Genomic DNA, 19,823 nt, shown 5'->3' with positions numbered 1-19,823 from the left:
ATATATACCAGTATTAGCTTTTAGGGAGAAATGACACAGACGTATTGCAAGACATTATTAGGAATATGGAAGGTATGCTGGCTACTGGATTGTATTTCTATTACTCTTCGTCATCAAAAATCAAGAAGGCTCTGCAACTTGATAACTCTATTCTTTTATTGACGTAGATGACTCTGAAAAATTGCGAAGCTGAAGTGCTAATGCTATATGGTTATTACGTTCAAGAACAAAACCTATGTTATACTAGAAATAATGTGCGGAAAAGGGGGGATTCGAACCCCCGACATATTTTCATATGTGCACGCTTTCCAAGCGTGTGCTTTAGACCGCTCAGCCACCTTTCCATACTTATTCATAATATTAAAAATTATGCTGCTAAACAACTGGTATATATGGTTCGCCATGGAAATTCACAGTATTGTTAAACTTGTTTTTGCACGTTAAAAACGCTTTATCACAACCTGCAAGTATCGAATATTTATCTCCGGTAGAAATTTGATGTGGAGGAGAAGCAAATAATGTAACTACTTTATTTTTGTATTCTTTAACTACAACTTCAAATGTTGCTACTCCGTGCTTATAATATCCATCGCTTTCGATTAAATTAGTGTCTTCAAATCTTCTTTCATCTATCACTTTAGTAATTGTGCTCATTCTACTAAACTTTTTAGCATCAGCTTTACATCTATCATCGCAAAATTGTGCCCTGCATACAGGAGAATATAGCTCTGTTATGCTTCTCTCAAGCTTTGTCGTAATACCTCTAATTTCAGCGATAAACCTCCCACTATTTAATGTTACTTTACCAAAAGTTCCTGCATGCAAATTCATAATTCCCTGACTCAAATCTTTATAATTCACAAGAAATATTTCAATATTTGCAAAGTCATGCCTTCCTGATAAAACATCTTTTTCTTTAATATCAGCACTATTTAATATTCCTTCAATTTCTAGATTATCAGTTCTCAAATCGCTATTTAATATTATACTGCTGGCTATAAAACCGCTTGAAGATTTATAGAGTATATTATTGAGATTTAAATCTTCATCATAGTCAGTGAATCCCATTACCTCCCCACTTACAAGTGTTAATTTCCAGCAAGTAGCGATGGTAAGTAATTCTCCAGCTAAATGGTTTTTTAATTTGGTTTGCATAGTTGCCTCTTATAAATAATGGCATACCTGCATTTAGCTACACTTGTTTTTTCAAATCTCTATAAAAATTTTCGTGTGGAGCAAATGCAAGAAGTGTTAATATGTTATTTTGTTCGTTGTGAATATAGGCTAATAATGTCAGTTGATTAAAAATAGAGAATTTATACACGCGAACACCTGCAAGATCGCCTGACTTTAGCTCTCCAATATATGGGTTACCTTGAATTTGTTTGATGGCTTCTTCAAGTTTGGGTAGTTGATTATTGTGCAGCTTCTTCATTGACCGCTTAAAAGTGTTGGTGAGAAGAATCTTCAAAATTTTGTGGACTTATACTCCTCAACATTACCTGACTTGATATCCTCAATGCCTGAAAGGATTTCTTTGATAATATTATAGCTTAGCTCAGGGTTATCTTCAACAATCTGACCAATCTTAGCCCAATGCTCGATTTGTTGCGGTACAGAACGATTTTGCAATACGGAATGAGACTGCACTATCTTCTCAAATTCCCCATCAAGATTTACTGTTATACTCATTAGATTATTACTTCCTAGTTTTAGCTATTATATCATATATTGGAAATTTTTTCAACATTTTGAAAGTGCATAGTGAAAACACACACCACATTCAAGCTGTGGTGTGTATTGTTAAATAACTAGAAAGAAAACTTCACACCAGTGAGGAGAAGAATTCCTTGGTTAGAAGGTACATCAGTACCTTTTTGGTCTTTCAGCGCACCTTGTTCATCAGTCATAAAATAATGTAAGGCTGCATAAGGAACAAATTTGCTCTTATTGCAAGAAGATAGATCATACTGAACACCAAGTGCAATATCATGAAGCATATCTTTATCATTCATTGTACTGCCAAAGTATGTCAAGCTTGTATAGATATTATCATATTGATAACCAGCACCTGCAGTCCAATACATGGTATTGTTATCATTAAATTGCTTTAAGCCATTTTTTCTAGCAATATCAGTAGTCTCTTTATATTCTTTTGAAGCAAGGTCGAGTTCCTTGATACTCTTAGGTTGACCAGATTTGCCTAAATATGCAAAAGAGGCAGCAAATTTTACGGCTTGATCTTCATCAATCTTATAATCAGCGCTTGCACCTAAGTTAACACCCACCAGGTCATTGTACTCCACAAATTCCTTATAAAGATGCTTATCTTTATTTGGTTCTTTTGCCTTACCATACTCACCAACTACAGAAGTTTTAACTTTTATATTATGTTTACTAAAGTCATATTCATATGACGCACCAGCACTTATTATATGCTGGTAATCTGGCCCAACATGTCTTAACGTTTCCTCATTCTTTACCCCTGTTACCTTATTACTTGAATCTTTGAGGAAATCTGGAGCTATTTCTTTTACAACGGATAAACCACTATCGTAGCGAGGTGAGTAGCTAAGACCAAATCTTGCACCCATATAATTCGGCGAGTAGTAAGCAGCTCTAAATGGCAATGTGGTCATAACCTCTTTGTTGTATTTTCCTGCCATACGGAAGGAGAGTTTTTCGCTCTCGCTTGAGAAGCTTTCAGTGTAAAGACGTGGTGTTACGTAAAATGGAAAGTTTGCAGCACTTCCTTCTAAATTCACTTTTCTAAACCAATCACTATCTGCAGCTCCGTCAACGGTTGCAACTCTTGTTGCATCAAGTCTCATCAAAGACTCAGGACCAAACTGATAGCCAAGTTTCAGATCACCATATTTTGAATTCAAAAACACATGTGCACTTCTACCTCTTGCAGCATTCACGCCTTGTGAAGCTCCTTTACCTTCAGTAACTGGAACATGGAATTGTACATCGGCACCATAACGAAGACCAATATCCTCATTTTTATTTTCAGCTCTTAAGTGCAATATTGCATCTGAAATCATGCCCATGTTTTCACTGTAATCACCAATATTCCCTATCCCTTTAGGAAATATTGGATTTGCTCCTTTTATACTATCTGGAGTATTGTTAAAATAATCTGTAGATTTACCTGGCATAACATTATAATGGTTATAGCCACTTAGCCCATGGTTACCATAACCTTGAGAATCAACAACGCCACCGAAAGTTATTCTTAAACCATCCCCTTGATTGGTATTGATAATGTCAATACCACCAACTGAAACAACAGGACTTGCCTTACCTTTTTCCTCTGTATTGCTATTAATAACTTTTACATCCTTTTTTATATCTTTAGCTTCAATTTTAGCATTCTTAGTTTTAGGACCCTTAATTTTTGACTTTTCCACATTAGAATTTTTAACTTTCAGAGCTTTCGCTTTTGAAGCTTCTATAAGTTTTGCTTTTTTCTCATTTGCTAGCCTAATTTCTTCTTTTTTCTTTTGTTCAGCTGCTAATTTTAGTTCTTCTTTCTTCTTCTTTTGCTCAGCTGCTAATTTCAACTCCTCTTTTTTCTTTTGCTCAGCTGCTAATCTTAATTCTTCTTTTTTCTTAAGCTCTTCAGCTTTTTTTCTTGGATCAGCATTACATATCCTGTCCATTTTTTCTTTTAGTTTCTTATTTGACGTCTTCATCACTTCCATCTTTCCAGAAGTTTTGATTGACTCGTTACTCTCTTGCTTTTTTACTTCCTTCATACTCTCGTCAGAAAAGTCAGCAGCAAAGCCGCTGAAAGAACATAAAGTCAATAGAGAAGCTAGAGCAGTTCTAGTATAAATAGATTTTTTCATGAAGTGCCCCCAAAAAATTTTAAAATCATAACATAAATAGTATAAAGGTGTTGAAAATCCAACTTAAAGCAACCTTATAGCGAAAATAAAAGTAAAATGCAATACTTTAAAAGCAACTTTCTTAATACGCTCAACGTGTATATTAACCAAAATTTAGTACAGAGGTTTGCTTGTTAGTGTATTATAACTCTATACTTATTCTATGGAAGTAAAATTTACTCAAGTGAAAGTACATAAAGGTTAAAATATTAATATAACTATTGACAATAATATTAGTTTATATTATAATTAGTGAATTATTGTTTTATTTTTAATAATCAAGGTATTTATGGATTTTAGTTTTTTACGAAATTGGTTTAGCACTACAGGTGCTGCTACAGGCTCAGAGCCAGGTAATACTGAACAGCCAGATTCTATTTCAGTAGATGATGGCAAATACGAGATGAAAGAATATGACGATGAATTTGAGATCATTGAAGATTATGAATTTATAAATCGTGCTGATCCAAATGAGCCATGTTCTTTACCTTCTGACTATAAAATAGATGAAAGTATTGTAAAAATTGCAGGATTTGATCGAGAGAAATTATTAGAAATGGGTAATTTCTGCAAGATAAGCTATGGCGATGATGATGGTAAATTAAGTAAAAAAAGATGTAACAACCTAGCTCAAAGAGTATACAAAACTGAATTTGAAATTGTAGAAGATTTTGAAATTGTTCCATCTACTGAAAAAATGTATAAAACTAGAGCTGAACTTATCAGCGAAGGTTATGAAATTATTCCATTTGGTAATAGCTTTGAAAAAGATGCTGGTCACCTTTTTATAAAAGGTAAAGAAATAACAATAGCTTACCATGGTACTCGTCTGAGCCATAGTGTAAACGATGGAATCACTGATATAAATGCAGTTTTTACTACTTCAAAACTTTTACCTAACGGTGGAAGAATGCATAGAGGATTTTATAATTCATTTGCGGATTCATGGCCTAATCTGTATGGCATTTTGAAATCTCATGCTGAAAAACAGGGATCAGAAATCAAGGATTTTAAAATTAATCTCACAGGTCACAGTATGGGAGGAGCTGTTGCTAAGATAGCTGCTTTATGCCTCAATAAAACAGAAGGAGCTGAAGATGTTCATGTTGCAACTTTTGGTGATCCACGAGTTTTTGATCTTACTGCTAGTGAATTTTATAATGATGTTCTTCAAGAAAAAACCATTAGAGTAACTCAACATAGACAAGACCCAGTACCAGCGGTATCACCTGGTATTTGTGGTTATGCTCATGTAGGTGCACAATTGAGAATATCAGTACCTGAAGGATATTTTGTTCATCAAATAGATGGTTATCATGAAGCCATTAAAATAATGGATGAAAAGGATTTCCGATCGAACAATAATGTTTCTCTCTTTTACTACCCTTCGAGAATATTAAGTCGAATTAACTGTGCAGTTTTAGGTAATGCTCAATATTATGCTGCTAATTTAGGTAATTATATTCTTGGTGGACAAAATTTTTTCGAGAAAGTAAAAAAGGAATACCAAGATAAAAACTTAGAAAATTTTTCTAAGTTTGAACAAGCAGAAGTTAAGCAAAGGGCACATCAAAATGTCTTTTCTACTACAAGGAGTTTATAACTACTATATAGAGCAATCATTAGATTGCTCCATAGCATCTATTCATTTAAATTCAATATAAAAATTTTCACCAGAAGTTATTTTCCATTCTTCTTTAAATTTCTTTAGGTGTTCTTTTTTTTCACATTCTAAAAGCAGTTCTTCTATGCTCTTATTATAGCTTTCTGTAGTAATTCTTCCTTGATGATGCATAAATCTCAAGTAAATTAAATAAGTGTTAATCACATCTGTTTCACAATAATCGCGAATCTCTTGTATCTTACCACTATCGTATAAGTCCATAACTTGTGATCCATCAACTCCAATCTTACCAGGAAGATTAAATGCTGCGCAAACTTCGTTCATCTTCATTCTTGCAGAAGCTCCAAAATCAGAGAGAAATTCAAGCAAATCACAATGCCAATCACTACTGTACCTCTGATTGTAACTATTCCACTTATCGCCAGCTTTGTGAAAATATTCTGCTTGAATGCCATGAACCATAGCACGGTACTTCAGTACCGGTATATCAAAAGTGCGTCCATTGAACGAAACTAGTCTTGGCTTTTTCTCTGATATGTAGTTAAAAAATCCCTTTACTAGCTCTTTTTCATTGGAGTTTACTGTGCCTCCAGATCTTATTTCTTGTAGTGTGAACATTTCATAACCGCTCTGGCGTGTTATATTACAAAGTAAAAAACTAATAACTACAACAAGGTGGAAGGGCTGACGCAGAAAAGAGTTTTGCCCGTTTGTTATTTCAAGATGATATTTTGTTAATGCGTCCCTCTTTTCTTCTACACTGCTATCATCACTAATATTTAGTAAATTCTTACAGGAATTTACATCTGGTATAGTTTCAATATCAAATACCAACAAAGAATTAAGCATTACTTATATATTCCTCAGGGCGATCAGTCCAAGGTCGCACTTTTACGAACAAAAAGAGATGAACTTTACACTCAAATAACTTTTCCAATTCTGTACGTGCCTCGATATTAATTTTTTTTATGCTACTGCCGTCTTTTCCTAGCACTATTTTCTTATGATTATCTTTCAATACAAATATGATCTGTTTTATGACTAAACTCTTATCTTTTTTTTCCTCAAATTGTTCAGTTATAACAGCTGTAGAGTATGGCAATTCTTCACGTAGGTTCAAGAATAACTTTTCTCTCGTAATTTCCGCTGATAAAAAATCAGCTGAGGAATCAGTTACTTGATCTTCTTCATAAAACCAAGGGCCTATCGGTGCAATTTTAGACAAGTAACTAGTCAGATCAGAAAATCCATCATTCTTCAGTGCCGAGATCGTAAAAGTTTTTTCAAACTTATAAAGCAAATTTAGGTGCTCATGTGCCATCTTGAGCTCTGATTTCTTTACTAAATCAGTTTTATTGATAACCAAAATGCATCTGCCTTTTGTGCGCTCCAGTCGTGCAAATATCGTTTTTATTCTTTCTATATTTTTTAGGTAATTGTTTACATCAACAAGCAACAAAGTAATGTCACTATCCTTAACTGCTCCCCATGCAGATTTGACTAAAGCTTTCTCAAGTTTTGTTTCTGCTGAAAACACTCCTGGAGAGTCAGTAAAAACAATTTGCGCATTGTTGCATATAGCAACACCCCTTACCTGCGTCCTTGTTGTCTGCACTTTAGGGGTGACAATTGCAATTTTCTTGCCTACGATACTGTTAATTAGCGTTGACTTTCCAGCATTTGGCAAACCAGCTATCGTTACAAATAAGCACTTTTCTTAAACAACTTTTTTTAATTATCCTTTAACTAGCCCGTTTTCTTCCTCTTTTGAAGAAAAACATTTTCCAACTTTTTCAACTACAGGTGATATAATATAATCATTCACTTTTTGAGCTGCAAATACTGTAGCTACAATTGCATAAGCCGCTGCAATTGGTACTATTACTCCTATTATTGCACCTGCTAAAGCTGCCGATCCCATTCCAAGAGTTACACCAGGGAAAATAGCCATTGCAGCTGCAGCAAGACCAACTCCAATTGCAGCACTTGCAAGTGTATTAACACAACAAGAAAAAAACAGATTTTTTTCTTCATCTTTAATTTTACAAGATTGACATAGCATATTTTCCGCAAGCATAACTGTAAACAATGCTGGAGCTATAGAACCAACAATTCCACCAATGATCAGAGGTGATAAAGCTGTGAAACTTAGCTTCAAGCCTGCGTACGCCCCTATTGTTGCTCCTGTGCTTAAAACTACTAAATATTCTACAACGTCATTTTTTTTCATATAATCCCCTTAATTAATTTTCTAAAAAACTTTTAGCTACTTTAAGCATGGCTGAACTAGTTGAATAAGTAAAGCAATTTTTTTTATGTTAAAAGAAGAGCGGGAGAAGGGGTTCGAACCCTCGACCTCAACCTTGGCAAGGTTGCGCTCTACCAACTGAGCCACTCCCGCAATGAAAATTTACTTATTCTTATTATAGATGCATATCATAATTTGTAAACCCTACATACATGAAAATCATGAGAGCCAATTTTCTATGATCTTTTCGTATACTTAAAACTCATTTTTGATTATTGTATGTGTCATAAAACATATTAAATTTATGAGAATATTTATATATAAAGACGACCTGCCAGCCAGTGCAATACCGAATGATATAAAATCTATAGCTGTTGATACAGAGGCAATGGGGCTGCTGCATAGCAGAGATAGATTATGCCTTGTACAGCTTTCTTTTGATGATGGCAACGCTCATTTGATTCAATTCAAAAACGATTATACAGCTCCAAATTTGAGAAAAATATTAGAGGATAAAAATATAACCAAAATATTTCACTTTGCGCGGTTTGATGTAAGCATAATACATTATTACTTAAAAACTTGGGCACTGCCTTGCCATTGCACGAAAATAGCCTCACGTTTAGTTCGCACTTATACAGATAGTCATAGCTTAAAAGAGTTGTGCTTAGAACTACTTGATATAAAATTAAATAAGCAACAACAATCTTCTGATTGGGGAAATGAAAATTTAACAGACAAGCAAAAAAGTTATGCTGCATCTGATGTTTTATATCTCCATAGAATAAAGGAAAAGCTAGATTTAATGCTGGAACGTGAAAATAGAAAAGAATTAGCCGAAAAGTGCTTTGAATTTCTTCCTACTCTTATTGAGCTAGATTCAATGGGTTGGGGAAATGTAGACATCTTTAATCATCAGATGTAATCACTTCACTTGAATCCAGAAAAATTTAGTTGATCAGCTGTTAATTGATACGCTATATTTATAAAAATTTAGGTATTTTATGAGTGATGATATTAAAGCGGTAAATGATCAAAATTTCGAATCTGAAGTTGCTAATCACAAGGGGTTTGTGCTGGTAGATTTTTGGGCAGAATGGTGTGGACCATGCAAAACTCTGATGCCACGTATCGAGCAATTAGCCAAGGATAGAAAAGACAAGATCAAAATCTGTAAGTTTGACATAGATGGAGAAACTGAAGTGCCAAGTAAGTATGGAGTTCAATCTATACCTACTTTAATCATATTTCAAGATGGTAAGGAAATTGCACGCAAAATTGGCGCGATAAGTAATTTGCAAAGTTGGGTTGATAGTGAAATAAGCGAGTAGACAAATTTCCTTTTGTGTGTATTATAAGTGTTGATAGAAGGGATTGTAGCTCAGTCGGTTAGAGCAGTTCGCTCATAACGAATTGGTCGTAGGTTCGAGTCCTACCAATCCCACCACTATTGATACAATTACAAAATCTACTTTCTTACGTAAATTTCTTGCCTTGTTATAGTACGTGGTTGTTAGTGTTTGTAAAATTTCATTAAAATTACTTCCCCGTATTTTCAATCTAATTATAATTAAAGTTAGAGCTATTTTAAGAGCTCAAATTTGTCTGCAGACTTTCAATTAATCTTTCAATAAAAAGTGTACTCTTCAGCTTATATCTGTCGTGTGTACGCTGCATTTTTTTCTAATCTTTTTATACAGGAGGATTTTATGTTCAGAATTCCAGATATTTGAACTTTACCTTAGCTAATAAAAACCAACTGGCGCCTTTGGTTTTTATAGAAAATCTAGGAAATAACTAAAAACTGTTTCCAGGCATAAATTTGCCATGTATACCTAAAAAGTAATTATATTAGCATAATGTTCATACTTGTATGCTAATATCAATATTATTTAAATTGAAGAATATTATGGAACAACAAGCATCAAACAAAGAGAAAGGGATTGAATTTAGATATAATCAATGTAAGCAGAAATGCCATTCCTACAAAACAAAACGTACAGACCAAGAATGCCTAGATAAATGCTATGAGAAGTACGTTTCTAAACTTTATCCACAAATTAGTGAGAAATTATTAACCAGTGAAAACAATCTCTATAATGAAAATAAAAGCACAAAATTACCACTTATGGCAGATATTTTAGATGTAGTGCCTTTTTAATCACAAAAGAAGCACTTATTTCAATATTTGCGGGGATACTAGCTTTTTAGATATACTCTGACTTATTGAATAATTCTTTAAATTGGTAAAATACTGTTTCTTTTCCTCTATTTCTTTTTCACTATTCTTTTCAAATATCACTTCTGTTTTTATCTCTGGTTGTTTCTCTTGATTGAGAGAGCCCTTCTTTTCAAAATAATTATCTGTGAAACATACAACTTCTATTGCTTAATAATATGATTAAACATCTATGTTCTCTTTGAGAAACCTTCCCTGATTAGCTATAGCTGATTACGTTTTCCCTATAACGTATATCTTAACAAATACAAATTTTCTCATAGAAAATCTGTTTTAGGCACCATTCTTAATCTCTTTATTTACTTATTTTAATAAATTAGTTGAAATCTTTAATATTTTATGCTATTATTAATATATTAATCACTAACTTTAATTATTAGGAGAAAACACAATGAGAGATTTATTTAACAAAACAGACATATTATTTTGCACAGCCGGCATTACTGCTATTGTAATTCTAGCAACATCTAGTGTACCTTCTCTCATAGCTGGTACTCTTATTACTTTGGTTGTATTGGCATCACGCTACGTTACAGTTTATACTTTTATTGCTTTAGCCCTATTATTGTTGCCTTATTTGATAGTTTGTTTCCCCGCTGCAGTACCTGCGGCTATTGGTTTATTTATTGCATTTGCAGCTCTAAAAGCATGCTCTCTGCTATTCAAACGCTATGACATATTTTCTGCTCCGGCCATAGCTCTTAAAGAAGTATATATGTATGGAGAGGAGGTATATACAGCATTGAAAGTGGCATTTACATCTGTAAATAGTGCATTCAGTGATGGTCGTGTGCTCGATCTTTTTAAACGTGACATCCTATTACCACTAGAGAATGTACTGAGTGATAATCGTGCGCTTAATCTTGTTAAACATAACATTTTATCACCATCAGAAGATATATACACAGCATTGAAAGTGGCATTTATATCTGTAAAAAATGCATTCAGCGATGGTCGTGCGCTTGATCTTTTTAAGCGTGACATTTTATCACCATTAGAAAATGTACCTACAGCACTTACAAATACTGCGTGGAGTCTAGTAGAAAGTCTGAGGCAGCAAGTAAAAGTATCTGCAAAAATCCTTATGTAATCTAGGGGCAAACATGGCAAAGCATCAGATTGTACTTTGGTATATTACTTTATCGAGTAAGAAATATATTATATGTCTTTTGTTTTGCTACATTTCCTAAAAATATAAATAGTTGTTGATAAATGTTAATTTTGGTATTAAACTTAGTATTTTAAGCAATAATTTTACTATGTTAACTAATATTAACTGTAAACAAAAAAACCTCAACGTTATTATATTAATGAACATCACACTATCAGTTATCTGTATGGATCTCATATCAGGGAAAAGTTTAACTATGAAAAATATTGAAATAATGTTCCATGGAAGTGTTTCTATATTGTTATCGGTCTTAAAATTGCTTACCATTCTCAATAAACAAATTAGCAATAATCCAGAACAAATGAGTAGTATTTTTAGAATATGGAACTTTATTGAAGGTTATATTATGGAAGATATTAAAAAAAGTTCTTCATTAGAATATTACTTATCAGAAAATGTATCAATAGATGATAAACTTACTAGGTCGCTTGATAACATATTATATCAGTACTACAAACTTCTTGCAAATGAAAGCACAAAACAAATCTTTGCATGCCATTCAGAAAGTGGAACTAGCATTTATAGTAGTGATTTTGTAGAAGATTCAAAACCTTCCTACTATACTTATAATGCTAAATTTACAAATCATTTTTCAGTTACAGATACATCACATTGTGAGAATTTCTATACTAGATAGAACTTAATTTTATAGATAAGACTGAACTGACAAATGGCTATGCACTAGATCTTGTTAAACTTAACGTTTTATCACCATTAGAGAATATATATAGAATAAAAAATTAACTTATAGCGTATCTATCTTTATATTTATTGGAATTAAAGTAGTAGTGAGAAATGCCTCTTGACATTTGATAAACCTAAACGTAGCCTAAAACAATTTACTGTTTATTTATGACATTTGTTCAATCACTTAATAATCAATTAGATAGTTTACACTTATTAAAACACCCATTTTACGAGTCATGGAATGAAGGTAGCTTAAGCCTGCAGGCTCTTCAAACCTATGCTAAGGAATATTATCACCATGTTGCTGCTTTTCCTCGTTATATCAGCGGTATACATTCCTTATGTCCGAATTTGAAAATGCGGCAAGTTTTACTTGGTAATTTAATAGAGGAAGAACAAGGCGACGAGAATCACCCAGAGTTATGGCAGCGTTTTGCTGAAGGGCTTGGAGTTGCGCGATCTGATCTCCGTGAAGGTGCAAAGATCAAAGAGACGCAAGAATTAGTTGACGGTTACTTTGATATTGTAAGATCAGGTTTTGCAGAAGGTCTTGGAGCTCTGTACGCTTATGAACGTCAAACTCCAGAGGTTTCTAAATCTAAAATTGAAGGTCTGAAAAAACACTATTCAATAAACGACGAACGTTCTCTAAAATTTTTTACCGTTCATATGGAAGCTGATGAGTGGCATTCTGAAGAATGTGCAAACCTTATTGCAGATTTAAACGAAGAAGAGCAAGAGAAAGTCATGCAAGGTGCTAAAAAAGGAGCAAAACTTTTATGGGGTTTTCTTGATGGCATGATGAATGTTGATGTTTGTCATTAATTATAAGTAGATACTAAATTCAGTGGTAGCATGTAATCTTCTTATATCTGATTTACGGCTTTGGGTTCATTTGGGATGTAGTGTAGAAGAGAAGTTTTTTCCCCAATTGGTAAGTATTGATGTTGATTTCACTTTTAAATCTCCTCCTTCAGGGCTTACAACTGATCAACTTAAAGATACTATCTGCTATTTGGAAGTAGTGCAAAATATTCAATCTCTTGTTCAGGGCAAGCAATTTAATTTAATCGAGCATTTAACTCATGAGATATACAGATCCATTAATAACCTTTTGCTGCGAAAGAAGCATATTATTTCTTCTGTCAAGGTGACTACTCATAAAACTGCACCACCAGTTCCTGGTGTGCATGGGGGCGTTTTTTTTACTTACTGTAATGAATTGCAAGAATGATCTATATTTCTATTGGCTCAAATATAGGGAATCGCCTTTCCCATTTACAAAAAGCTACTGAATTACTAAAGAAGCGCTATTTAAAAGACTTAAAGTCTTCGATCATTCTAGAAACTAAGGCTATTTTACCAAATGGTGCTCCACCTGATTGGAACAAGCCATTTCTCAACATGATTGTCTATGGAAGTTGTTCTTCTTCTCCTGAGGAGCTACTAAAAGGTTTAAAACAAATCGAATGTGATATTGGTCGTCCACAGACTCATGAAAAATGGGCACCTCGTGTTATTGATTTAGATATTTTGTTATGGGATGACTTAACGCTTGATATACCTGACCTTAAAATTCCTCACCCAGAATTAGTAAATAGACCATTTTTGCTCCACTTGATGGCAATGGTTAACAAAACCTTTGCTTTCAATGTTCAAGACTGTTTTTCAAAGAGTTTTACGCTTTCACCAAAGCTTATGGGTATCGTCAATATTACCCCTGATTCATTTTCAGATGGTGGTCTTTATTATGATGCGAATCGAGCAACCAAGCAGGCATTGCAGTTGGTATCAGATGGTGCAAGCATAGTTGATCTTGGTGCTCAATCAACAAGGCCTGGAGCTTCAATACAAACGCCAGAGGAAGAGTATGCACGTCTAAAACCAGTACTTGATAATCTTAGTGACTATATGAAAAATGGTGATATTGAAGTCAGCATTGATAGTTTTTGGCCAGACGTTATTTTAAACGTTTTGAAGCACTACAACATTGCCTGGGTAAATGATCAGAAGGGAGATCTGAATGATCATACCTTAAAAGCAGTTGCTAGTAGTGGGTGTAGTGTCGTTATTATGCATTCACTCTCCATACTGCCACATAAGGACAACATTATTCCACATGACACTGACCCAATTGATACTATAAATAACTGGGCAGAGAAGAGCATTAACAGACTACTAAAGCTGGGTTTTGATGAAAATTCAATAATTATTGACCCTGGTATTGGTTTTGGCAAATCTATGTATCAGAATATTCAGATTTTACGCAGTATAGAAACTTTACAAAATTTTGGCTGCAAGGTTTTAGTTGGCCATTCTAGAAAGTCATTTATTTCTTCTTTTTCCACGGAGCCTGCCTCTAATAGAGATTTAGAAACAATTGCTACATCTGCTATACTGCACAATAAGGTTGATTTCCTTAGAGTGCATAATGTACGTGACCACATGAGATTTTTTGTAGCCCAAGTTGCCTTACAGGGATGAAGATTATTGGAACTATGGCTGTTGACCCTAATGGGGTAATTGGAATAAATGATGATTTGCCCTGGTATTATCCAAGTGAGTTTAAGCACTTTTGTCAAGTAACCGACAAACAAGTTATTGTTATGGGAAGAAAGACATTTGAAACCGTGCCTCAAAGCATACTAAAGAATCGTACACCTATTGTTTTCTCTCGTAACAAGTGTTTTAATAGAGGCCCAAAATGTACTATTGTCTCTTCTATGCAAGAATTTATGTCAATAAAGAGTAGTGCTCAAGCTTTTGTGATTGGTGGAGCACAAATAGCACACCTTTTTTTAGAGCATAATCTAATCTCAGAATTTATTATAACTGAAATTCACAAGCCCTATAAGGGTGATACATACCTCAATTTAGCATTTTTTGATGGATGGAATAAAACTATTCTCGTCAGAACAGAAGACTATACTATATTCAATTGTATCCGTTTGGCAGAGTAGTAAAATTATTAGCATAAAAGTAATCAACGTTTCTAATGAAAGCTGGATTCCAGTGTCAGTTACTTAGATAACATTCCGCTATGTCATTCCAGTACTTTATGCTGGAATCCAGAAATTTTTTGAGCACGAAAGTTTATGCTAAGTTTTTGTTGGTAAAAAAGGCTGGATCCCAGTGTCACGCACTGGGATGACAAGAGGAGAACTACTAAATGACATCTTCAATCTTGATGAATAAATCTAAGTGCAGTATAGTGAAGTGCATTTATGTAGCGATTAATGAGCAATTTAGTTTTAGTCTATATAACTTTTTCAAACTTGAAAGAGGCTAAGGCTATTTCTGAAGAATTATTAAATGAGAAGTTAGTTGTGTGTGTAAATATATTTCCTGAGGTAAATTCTTTGTATCTATGGGAAGGTAAAATTAATAGTAGTAATTGTGAAGTAGTGGCAATTATGAAGAGCAGGAATGATCAGGCTGATAAAATTGTAGAAAAAATCGAGTCGGTGCATTCTTATGATCAACCAGCTGTTGTGATAATACCCATAGGAAAATCGAATAAATCTTTTACTAATTGGGTTAATAATGTTATTGATATAAACAATATTGGGGTGTAGCCAAGTGGTAAGGCAGCGGTTTTTGATACCGCCACGCGAAGGTTCGAATCCTTCCACCCCAGCTTTATTGAAGTGTGCGTGAAATGATATCACTTTTTTATAAATTAAGGTTATTTAATTACATACTGGGCAGTTTGAAAGATATAGTTGTCAAGCTATTTCTTTTCACTTTGTATCTTTATACATCGAGCATTATGCTCATGTTTCTCACCAGTGGCTTTTGGTATGCTGTAGAGTTTAGCTCTTTCAAAAATGCATTTTACCATTTGTATCAGTATTTAAAATGGTATTATGAAAATAGAGATGATTTGGGTTATGGAGTTTCTATTAGAATATTAGTAGCGTTTCTTACTCCGCATTTTCTCTACAAATTATTTTCTGGCACAGGCTGGAAGTCTTTTTTCAAGGAGAAGATAGTTCAGATACTCAGCACAAGAAGAAAAATGAGTAATAAACCAAATGGCAGTAGTTATGGTTATAGTAATAAGAACAGTTACGGTAACAATAATCTTCAAGAGGCAGAACGGAAAGTGAATATGATAAAGCAGCTATTAATCCAAGATATAGATGAAGCTATAGAAAAAAGATTAAATGATATTTTTCTTGGTGAGAGGGGTAAACCTCATTAAAAGGGCTTTATCTTTTTTAGAATTGGCTGTATTTTGTTTTTTACGTATAATGGATCGCAATCAGCCAGTATACATGTTTCAACAAAATCTTGACTGAAGTCTGATAGCCAGGAAATTGCTTTACGTTTCTCTACCAAGCTTTCTGTTTTTTTACAGTTACTTGCTGCATCAATCATTGCCTGTGATATCACTGATTGCCACAGTATGTAGTACCTTTGTATATCATCTAAAGTGCTATTTGCTTCGTGATGGTGAAAAAATTCTTTGAAATTGAAGTTATTTGACATTATGTACCTCTTTAAGTTGAAAATTAGAATTTGAAGTAGTGCGAAAGTTGTCTGCTGCAATGAGTAGCCTTTATGACAGTCAGACCGGGTTTTATGTGAGCTATAAATGTTTAAGAAATTATATCTGTTCAGATCTATGTGAAACCAGTGCTTCTTTTCTTGTTATCCGAGCTGGGATCCAGGTTGACAAAAGCGCTTTACAACGTTTTGTGTACAAAAGCCAGTGTTGCATGACACTATTTGTTCTTATACCCTTTTTGTCTATCTTATTTTGTCACTCTGCTGAACAGATAATTTTCGCCAATAAGCTTTCTACTGAATTTTTGTTATTAAGCTCGCACAGATATCTTATTTTGCCACTCTGCTGAACAGATACCATATAATTTTCGCTAATAAGCTTTTTACTGAGTTTTTGTTATTAAGCTCGCACAGATCAAAGACAAGTTTTGAGTCAAAAATACCCTTAATATTATAATAAGGGGTTGGTAAAATGTGTCTAGTAAGTTTCTTCTCTATGCAACTGCACCTCAAGCTAATAATGGACCATCAGGCGTATTACCAATTACATTGATTTGGTTTAATATTTTATTAGTGGGGTAAAAATAATTTTTTATAAACTCCTTATATATAGCTGTTAATTTATGTATATCGTCTATTGATACGCATTCATTTACCTGATGTGCGGTTTTGTTGATCATACCAAATTCAATTACTGGACAAATATCCTTAATAAACGCAGCATCAGATGTGCCACCATTTGTACTCAGCACAGCATCAATACCGGTAATTTTATTTATCGCATCAAGCATAATATCAGTATTTCTATCAGTAATAGAGAGAAAAACGTCCCTGCTGCTCTGCATAGACAGTTTATAATCGTTAGTCACATTGGCGCATATTGCATCAATCATCTTATATAAAACGTCTGGTGTTTGTGTATTGTTATATCGAATATTAAAACCTGCTGCTATTGAACTAGGTATTAGATTATTAGTATTATTTCCAACGTCGATAGTAGTAATTTCGCAATGTGAAGGCTGAAAGTATTTATTACCAGTATCAAAAGTGGTATCTTTTATCTTACTTAGTATCGATACCATTTTATATATTGGATTATCCGCTAGGTCTGGGTAGGCAACGTGCCCTTGTTTACCATGGCAAATCAATTTAAATGTTGCAGAACCTCTTCTACCTATTTTTATGGTATCACCTAATTTCTCACTACTAGTTGGTTCTCCAACTATACAAAAATCTATCTTTTTTTGCTTGCTTTTCATCCATTCCAAAACGGCCTTTGTTCCATGTTCTTCTGTGCTTTCTTCAGCGCTGGTAATCAGTGCACTGATTGAACCGCTGAATCGAAACTTACCTGCAACGAAATCTACGATAGCAGCAATAAATGCAGCTACTCCGCCTTTCATATCAGCTGCTCCTCTTCCATATAGCATTCCATCTCTAACTTCTGGCTTAAATGGATCAGATATCCAATCTTTTAACTCACCTGGTGGTACGACATCAACATGTCCAGCAAAACACAGGTTTGGTACTCCACTTATATATTTCGCATAAAGATTTTTAACTTTATCACCAAACTCCAAAATCTCACATTCAAAACCACTTTTCTTGAGAATGGCTGCTATATGCTCTATTGCCCCATCGTCTTTTGGTGTTATACTTTTAAAAGAAATTAATTTCTTAGTTAGTTCTACAGGGTCAATCTTCATATCAATCTTGAAATACTAACATTACCGTATTGTAAACATTCTATGCGATATTTAAAACAAATATTACAGCACACAGAACAAGTTCTTATAAGGGAAGTAACAGTACTTGCTGATAATATCTATGAAATATGTAGACAATACGGAAATGACATTTTTCTGATTGCAGATGAAAATACAGCAAAACTTTTAAACAAAAACATACTTAATAAAGTTTCTCATTTAATTATTCCAGCCACACCTGTCATTCCAGCGTGTGATGCTGGGATCTATACATCTTTTTCCTGGATTCCAGTATCAAGTACTGGAATGACACCAGACGGAGCTGCTTCTCTCAAAACTGTAAACCTAGTTAGAAATAAAGCAAAAGATAGTGACTTAATGGTTGCATTTGGCAGTGGCACTGTTAATGATATCTGTAAGTACGCAAGCTATTTAGAAGGCAAAGACTACATATCCTTTCCAACAGCTGTTTCCATGAATGGATATAGCTCTGCAAACGCTTCAATATTAGTTGATGGATATAAAAAATCGTTCGGAGCACATCTTCCAAAGGCAATATACATTGATACCGATATAATTGCCAACGCACCACTACGCCTCACATTAAGTGGATTTGCAGATTTCATCTGCCGTTCAACAGTACAAGCCGATTGGCTATTATCTAATCTATTACTTGGCACAGAATATAATGAACTCCCCTTTAAACTTGTTCGCAATCTGGAGAAAATTTTGCTCAGAGAACACTTGGCACTTGCTAAAAAAGATAAAAGAGTAGTTTTATTACTTATGGAAGCCTTATTGATTTCAGGACTTGGAATGGTGATGTCAAAAGGCAGCTATTCTGCAAGCCAAGGAGAACATATGATAGCTCATGCAATGGAGACGGTAACGAAAGATTATTCCTCCTCCTCGTTACATGGGGAAAAAATTGCTGTGACAACGATTACTATGGCTAACTTGCAAGAGGAGATATTGTCAATACAAAACCCGATTACCAAACCGATCACTTTAGATGTAAAACATATAACTCAGTGCTTTGGTAATACCAAATTTATAAAAATTCTAAAGCAGAAGCAAATTATGCAGCAAAAAATTCAAGAGATTATTTGCAAAGAATGGAGTAATATTTCTAGTTTAATTAAGCAAAATTTACTATCTGCAAAACACCTGCAGAAAGTATTTGAAGATCTATCAATTCCGTACTTACCGGAACATCTTAATTGGAACAAAGAGCAATATTGCAAGGTAGTCAATCTTACATTTGCAACAAGAGATAGATTCACCTTTCTTGACCTAGCTGGTTGTATAGAAAAAAGTTAGATTTTGTGTATTCGTTCAGTAGGGTAGCAAAATAAGATAGACAAAAACACGGTAACAAATGGTGTCATTCAAGTAGCTATCCAGCCTTTCTTAACAACAAAAACTTAGCATGACTTTTGTGCTCAAAAAACTTCTGGATTCCAGCATCAAGTGCTGGAATGACATCGTGAAATATTATTCAAGTAGCCTCTGTCCCAGTGCCTATTCAGTGTCATTCAAGTCAACTCTTTTCTTGTCATCCGAGTGCCTAGACACTGGGATCCAGAAAACTTCACTTTAAATGAGTGCATTAGATTGTCTTTATATAGATGCCAGTGTTAGCTACTCAGATGAAATTCATTTAGTTGTCTTTTCTCATCTACCTTACCACTTTCTTGAACGGATACCATTAGCCATTCCCCTGAATAGATACAACAAATGTTGTAT

At 34.1% G+C, this 19,823-nt stretch carries 22 protein-coding genes and 4 tRNA genes; 15 read left to right on the top strand and 11 right to left on the bottom strand.

Annotation, left to right across the window (positions count from 1 at the left end):
• Positions 1-257: 257 nt before the first annotated feature.
• The 5 genes from BBB02_RS02045 to BBB02_RS02025 all read right to left on the bottom strand — a co-directional run bounded on the left by BBB02_RS02045 (position 258) and on the right by BBB02_RS02025 (position 3,854).
• Positions 258-344: transfer RNA gene (locus tag BBB02_RS02045), tRNA-Ser, on the bottom strand.
• A gap of 31 nt (positions 345-375) precedes the next feature.
• Positions 376-1,155, bottom strand: a complete 780-nt coding sequence (locus BBB02_RS02040) for a DUF2163 domain-containing protein (protein ID WP_127463813.1) — start codon at positions 1,153-1,155, stop codon at positions 376-378.
• Positions 1,156-1,192: 37 nt separating this feature from the next.
• Positions 1,193-1,435: a type II toxin-antitoxin system RelE/ParE family toxin gene (locus tag BBB02_RS02035; RefSeq protein ID WP_230608979.1), complete on the bottom strand. Its 243-nt coding sequence runs from the start codon at positions 1,433-1,435 to the stop codon at positions 1,193-1,195.
• 32 nt (positions 1,436-1,467) lie between these two features.
• The gene (locus BBB02_RS02030; protein WP_127463811.1) at positions 1,468-1,692 is read right to left on the bottom strand and encodes a TA system antitoxin ParD family protein; all 225 of its coding nucleotides are present in this window, start codon (positions 1,690-1,692) and stop codon (positions 1,468-1,470) included.
• 119 nt (positions 1,693-1,811) lie between these two features.
• Entirely contained in the window at positions 1,812-3,854 is a 2,043-nt protein-coding gene (locus BBB02_RS02025) for a WD0745 family porin (RefSeq protein WP_127463810.1), read from the bottom strand.
• A gap of 328 nt (positions 3,855-4,182) precedes the next feature.
• Here BBB02_RS02025 and BBB02_RS02020 point away from each other — a divergent pair, with 328 nt between their 5' ends.
• Positions 4,183-5,496, top strand: coding sequence for a lipase family protein (locus tag BBB02_RS02020; protein ID WP_127463809.1), 1,314 nt, complete (start codon positions 4,183-4,185; stop codon positions 5,494-5,496).
• Positions 5,497-5,538: 42 nt separating this feature from the next.
• On the opposite strand, the gene BBB02_RS02015 is transcribed toward BBB02_RS02020, so the two are convergent.
• The 4 genes from BBB02_RS02015 to BBB02_RS02000 form a co-directional block, all read right to left on the bottom strand.
• Positions 5,539-6,366: a 3'-5' exonuclease gene (locus BBB02_RS02015; RefSeq protein WP_127463808.1), complete on the bottom strand. Its 828-nt coding sequence runs from the start codon at positions 6,364-6,366 to the stop codon at positions 5,539-5,541.
• Positions 6,359-7,213, bottom strand: coding sequence for a GTPase Era (era, locus tag BBB02_RS02010; protein ID WP_127463807.1), 855 nt, complete (start codon positions 7,211-7,213; stop codon positions 6,359-6,361). The genes BBB02_RS02015 and era overlap by 8 nt, the downstream gene beginning before the upstream one ends.
• 39 nt (positions 7,214-7,252) lie before the next feature.
• Entirely contained in the window at positions 7,253-7,747 is a 495-nt protein-coding gene (locus BBB02_RS02005; protein ID WP_127463806.1) for a hypothetical protein, read from the bottom strand.
• Positions 7,748-7,845: 98 nt separating this feature from the next.
• Positions 7,846-7,918 (bottom strand) — tRNA-Gly (locus BBB02_RS02000).
• A gap of 151 nt (positions 7,919-8,069) precedes the next feature.
• On the opposite strand from BBB02_RS02000, the gene BBB02_RS01995 reads away from it, so the two are divergent.
• The 13 genes from BBB02_RS01995 (at position 8,070) to BBB02_RS01930 (ending at position 16,066) form a co-directional block, all read left to right on the top strand.
• Positions 8,070-8,690 carry a ribonuclease D gene (locus BBB02_RS01995; RefSeq protein ID WP_127463805.1) on the top strand — a complete coding sequence of 207 codons (621 nt, stop codon included), beginning with the start codon at positions 8,070-8,072 and terminating at the stop codon, positions 8,688-8,690.
• Positions 8,691-8,769: 79 nt separating this feature from the next.
• On the top strand, positions 8,770-9,096 hold the full coding sequence (gene trxA / locus BBB02_RS01990; RefSeq protein WP_127463804.1) for a thioredoxin: 327 nt from the start codon (positions 8,770-8,772) through the stop codon (positions 9,094-9,096).
• 39 nt (positions 9,097-9,135) lie between these two features.
• Positions 9,136-9,212: transfer RNA gene (locus tag BBB02_RS01985), tRNA-Ile, on the top strand.
• Positions 9,213-9,638: 426 nt separating this feature from the next.
• Entirely contained in the window at positions 9,639-9,926 is a 288-nt protein-coding gene (locus BBB02_RS01980) for a hypothetical protein (RefSeq protein WP_127463803.1), read from the top strand.
• 469 nt (positions 9,927-10,395) lie between these two features.
• Complete coding sequence (locus BBB02_RS01970; RefSeq protein ID WP_127463802.1) at positions 10,396-11,094, top strand: hypothetical protein; 699 nt, start codon at positions 10,396-10,398, stop codon at positions 11,092-11,094.
• Positions 11,095-11,341: 247 nt separating this feature from the next.
• The gene (locus BBB02_RS01965) at positions 11,342-11,812 is read left to right on the top strand and encodes a hypothetical protein (protein WP_164741538.1); all 471 of its coding nucleotides are present in this window, start codon (positions 11,342-11,344) and stop codon (positions 11,810-11,812) included.
• A 215-nt stretch (positions 11,813-12,027) separates the two neighbouring features.
• Entirely contained in the window at positions 12,028-12,687 is a 660-nt protein-coding gene (locus BBB02_RS01960) for a CADD family putative folate metabolism protein (RefSeq protein WP_127463800.1), read from the top strand.
• A gap of 22 nt (positions 12,688-12,709) precedes the next feature.
• Positions 12,710-13,096 (top strand): dihydroneopterin aldolase, encoded by a 387-nt coding sequence (locus tag BBB02_RS01955; protein WP_127463799.1) that lies wholly within the window; start codon positions 12,710-12,712, stop codon positions 13,094-13,096.
• Positions 13,093-14,346 (top strand): dihydropteroate synthase, encoded by a 1,254-nt coding sequence (gene folP, locus BBB02_RS01950; protein ID WP_127463798.1) that lies wholly within the window; start codon positions 13,093-13,095, stop codon positions 14,344-14,346. The genes BBB02_RS01955 and folP overlap by 4 nt, the downstream gene beginning before the upstream one ends.
• A complete protein-coding gene (locus BBB02_RS01945) occupies positions 14,343-14,822 on the top strand; it encodes a dihydrofolate reductase (protein ID WP_127463797.1) in 480 nt (159 codons plus the stop codon). The genes folP and BBB02_RS01945 overlap by 4 nt, the downstream gene beginning before the upstream one ends.
• Before the next feature lie 276 nt (positions 14,823-15,098).
• Complete coding sequence (cutA, locus tag BBB02_RS01940; RefSeq protein ID WP_127463796.1) at positions 15,099-15,437, top strand: divalent-cation tolerance protein CutA; 339 nt, start codon at positions 15,099-15,101, stop codon at positions 15,435-15,437.
• Positions 15,428-15,499, top strand: a tRNA-Gln gene (locus BBB02_RS01935). The genes cutA and BBB02_RS01935 overlap by 10 nt, the downstream gene beginning before the upstream one ends.
• 138 nt (positions 15,500-15,637) lie before the next feature.
• Positions 15,638-16,066 carry a hypothetical protein gene (locus BBB02_RS01930; RefSeq protein ID WP_227738357.1) on the top strand — a complete coding sequence of 143 codons (429 nt, stop codon included), beginning with the start codon at positions 15,638-15,640 and terminating at the stop codon, positions 16,064-16,066.
• Here BBB02_RS01930 and BBB02_RS01925 read toward each other — a convergent pair.
• Together BBB02_RS01925 and dapE are read right to left on the bottom strand one after the other, a co-directional pair.
• Positions 16,063-16,353, bottom strand: coding sequence for a hypothetical protein (locus tag BBB02_RS01925; protein WP_127463795.1), 291 nt, complete (start codon positions 16,351-16,353; stop codon positions 16,063-16,065). The genes BBB02_RS01930 and BBB02_RS01925 overlap by 4 nt on opposite strands.
• 527 nt (positions 16,354-16,880) lie before the next feature.
• Positions 16,881-18,077, bottom strand: a complete 1,197-nt coding sequence (gene dapE, locus BBB02_RS01920) for a succinyl-diaminopimelate desuccinylase (RefSeq protein ID WP_127463794.1) — start codon at positions 18,075-18,077, stop codon at positions 16,881-16,883.
• A 42-nt stretch (positions 18,078-18,119) separates the two neighbouring features.
• Here dapE and BBB02_RS01915 point away from each other — a divergent pair, with 42 nt between their 5' ends.
• Positions 18,120-19,397 (top strand): iron-containing alcohol dehydrogenase, encoded by a 1,278-nt coding sequence (locus BBB02_RS01915; RefSeq protein ID WP_127463793.1) that lies wholly within the window; start codon positions 18,120-18,122, stop codon positions 19,395-19,397.
• Positions 19,398-19,823 lie beyond the last annotated feature (426 nt).

It is taken from the genome of Wolbachia endosymbiont of Bemisia tabaci, from assembly GCF_003999585.1.
Lineage (GTDB): Bacteria > Pseudomonadota > Alphaproteobacteria > Rickettsiales > Anaplasmataceae > Wolbachia.
Note: the sequence above shows the minus strand (reverse complement) of the source record. Positions and strands in the feature narration are given on the sequence as shown.

What these genes read in the sequence shown, in the direction of transcription:
- BBB02_RS01925 (WP_127463795.1), bottom strand. Translation starts at nt 16,353, where the DNA reads ATGTCAAATAACTTCAATTTCAAAGAATTTTTTCACCATCACGAAGCA.
- BBB02_RS02005 (WP_127463806.1), bottom strand. Translation starts at nt 7,747, where the DNA reads ATGAAAAAAAATGACGTTGTAGAATATTTAGTAGTTTTAAGCACAGGA.
- BBB02_RS02020 (WP_127463809.1), top strand. Translation starts at nt 4,183, where the DNA reads ATGGATTTTAGTTTTTTACGAAATTGGTTTAGCACTACAGGTGCTGCT.
- folP (WP_127463798.1), top strand. Translation starts at nt 13,093, where the DNA reads ATGATCTATATTTCTATTGGCTCAAATATAGGGAATCGCCTTTCCCAT.
- BBB02_RS01960 (WP_127463800.1), top strand. Translation starts at nt 12,028, where the DNA reads ATGACATTTGTTCAATCACTTAATAATCAATTAGATAGTTTACACTTA.
- BBB02_RS01970 (WP_127463802.1), top strand. Translation starts at nt 10,396, where the DNA reads ATGAGAGATTTATTTAACAAAACAGACATATTATTTTGCACAGCCGGC.
- BBB02_RS01945 (WP_127463797.1), top strand. Translation starts at nt 14,343, where the DNA reads ATGAAGATTATTGGAACTATGGCTGTTGACCCTAATGGGGTAATTGGA.
- trxA (WP_127463804.1), top strand. Translation starts at nt 8,770, where the DNA reads ATGAGTGATGATATTAAAGCGGTAAATGATCAAAATTTCGAATCTGAA.
- cutA (WP_127463796.1), top strand. Translation starts at nt 15,099, where the DNA reads ATGAGCAATTTAGTTTTAGTCTATATAACTTTTTCAAACTTGAAAGAG.
- BBB02_RS01980 (WP_127463803.1), top strand. Translation starts at nt 9,639, where the DNA reads ATGCTAATATCAATATTATTTAAATTGAAGAATATTATGGAACAACAA.
- BBB02_RS01995 (WP_127463805.1), top strand. Translation starts at nt 8,070, where the DNA reads ATGAGAATATTTATATATAAAGACGACCTGCCAGCCAGTGCAATACCG.
- BBB02_RS02015 (WP_127463808.1), bottom strand. Translation starts at nt 6,366, where the DNA reads ATGCTTAATTCTTTGTTGGTATTTGATATTGAAACTATACCAGATGTA.
- BBB02_RS01965 (WP_164741538.1), top strand. Translation starts at nt 11,342, where the DNA reads ATGGATCTCATATCAGGGAAAAGTTTAACTATGAAAAATATTGAAATA.
- BBB02_RS01915 (WP_127463793.1), top strand. Translation starts at nt 18,120, where the DNA reads ATGCGATATTTAAAACAAATATTACAGCACACAGAACAAGTTCTTATA.
- BBB02_RS02035 (WP_230608979.1), bottom strand. Translation starts at nt 1,435, where the DNA reads ATGAAGAAGCTGCACAATAATCAACTACCCAAACTTGAAGAAGCCATC.
- BBB02_RS01930 (WP_227738357.1), top strand. Translation starts at nt 15,638, where the DNA reads ATGTTTCTCACCAGTGGCTTTTGGTATGCTGTAGAGTTTAGCTCTTTC.
- BBB02_RS02025 (WP_127463810.1), bottom strand. Translation starts at nt 3,854, where the DNA reads ATGAAAAAATCTATTTATACTAGAACTGCTCTAGCTTCTCTATTGACT.
- BBB02_RS02030 (WP_127463811.1), bottom strand. Translation starts at nt 1,692, where the DNA reads ATGAGTATAACAGTAAATCTTGATGGGGAATTTGAGAAGATAGTGCAG.
- dapE (WP_127463794.1), bottom strand. Translation starts at nt 18,077, where the DNA reads ATGAAGATTGACCCTGTAGAACTAACTAAGAAATTAATTTCTTTTAAA.
- BBB02_RS02040 (WP_127463813.1), bottom strand. Translation starts at nt 1,155, where the DNA reads ATGCAAACCAAATTAAAAAACCATTTAGCTGGAGAATTACTTACCATC.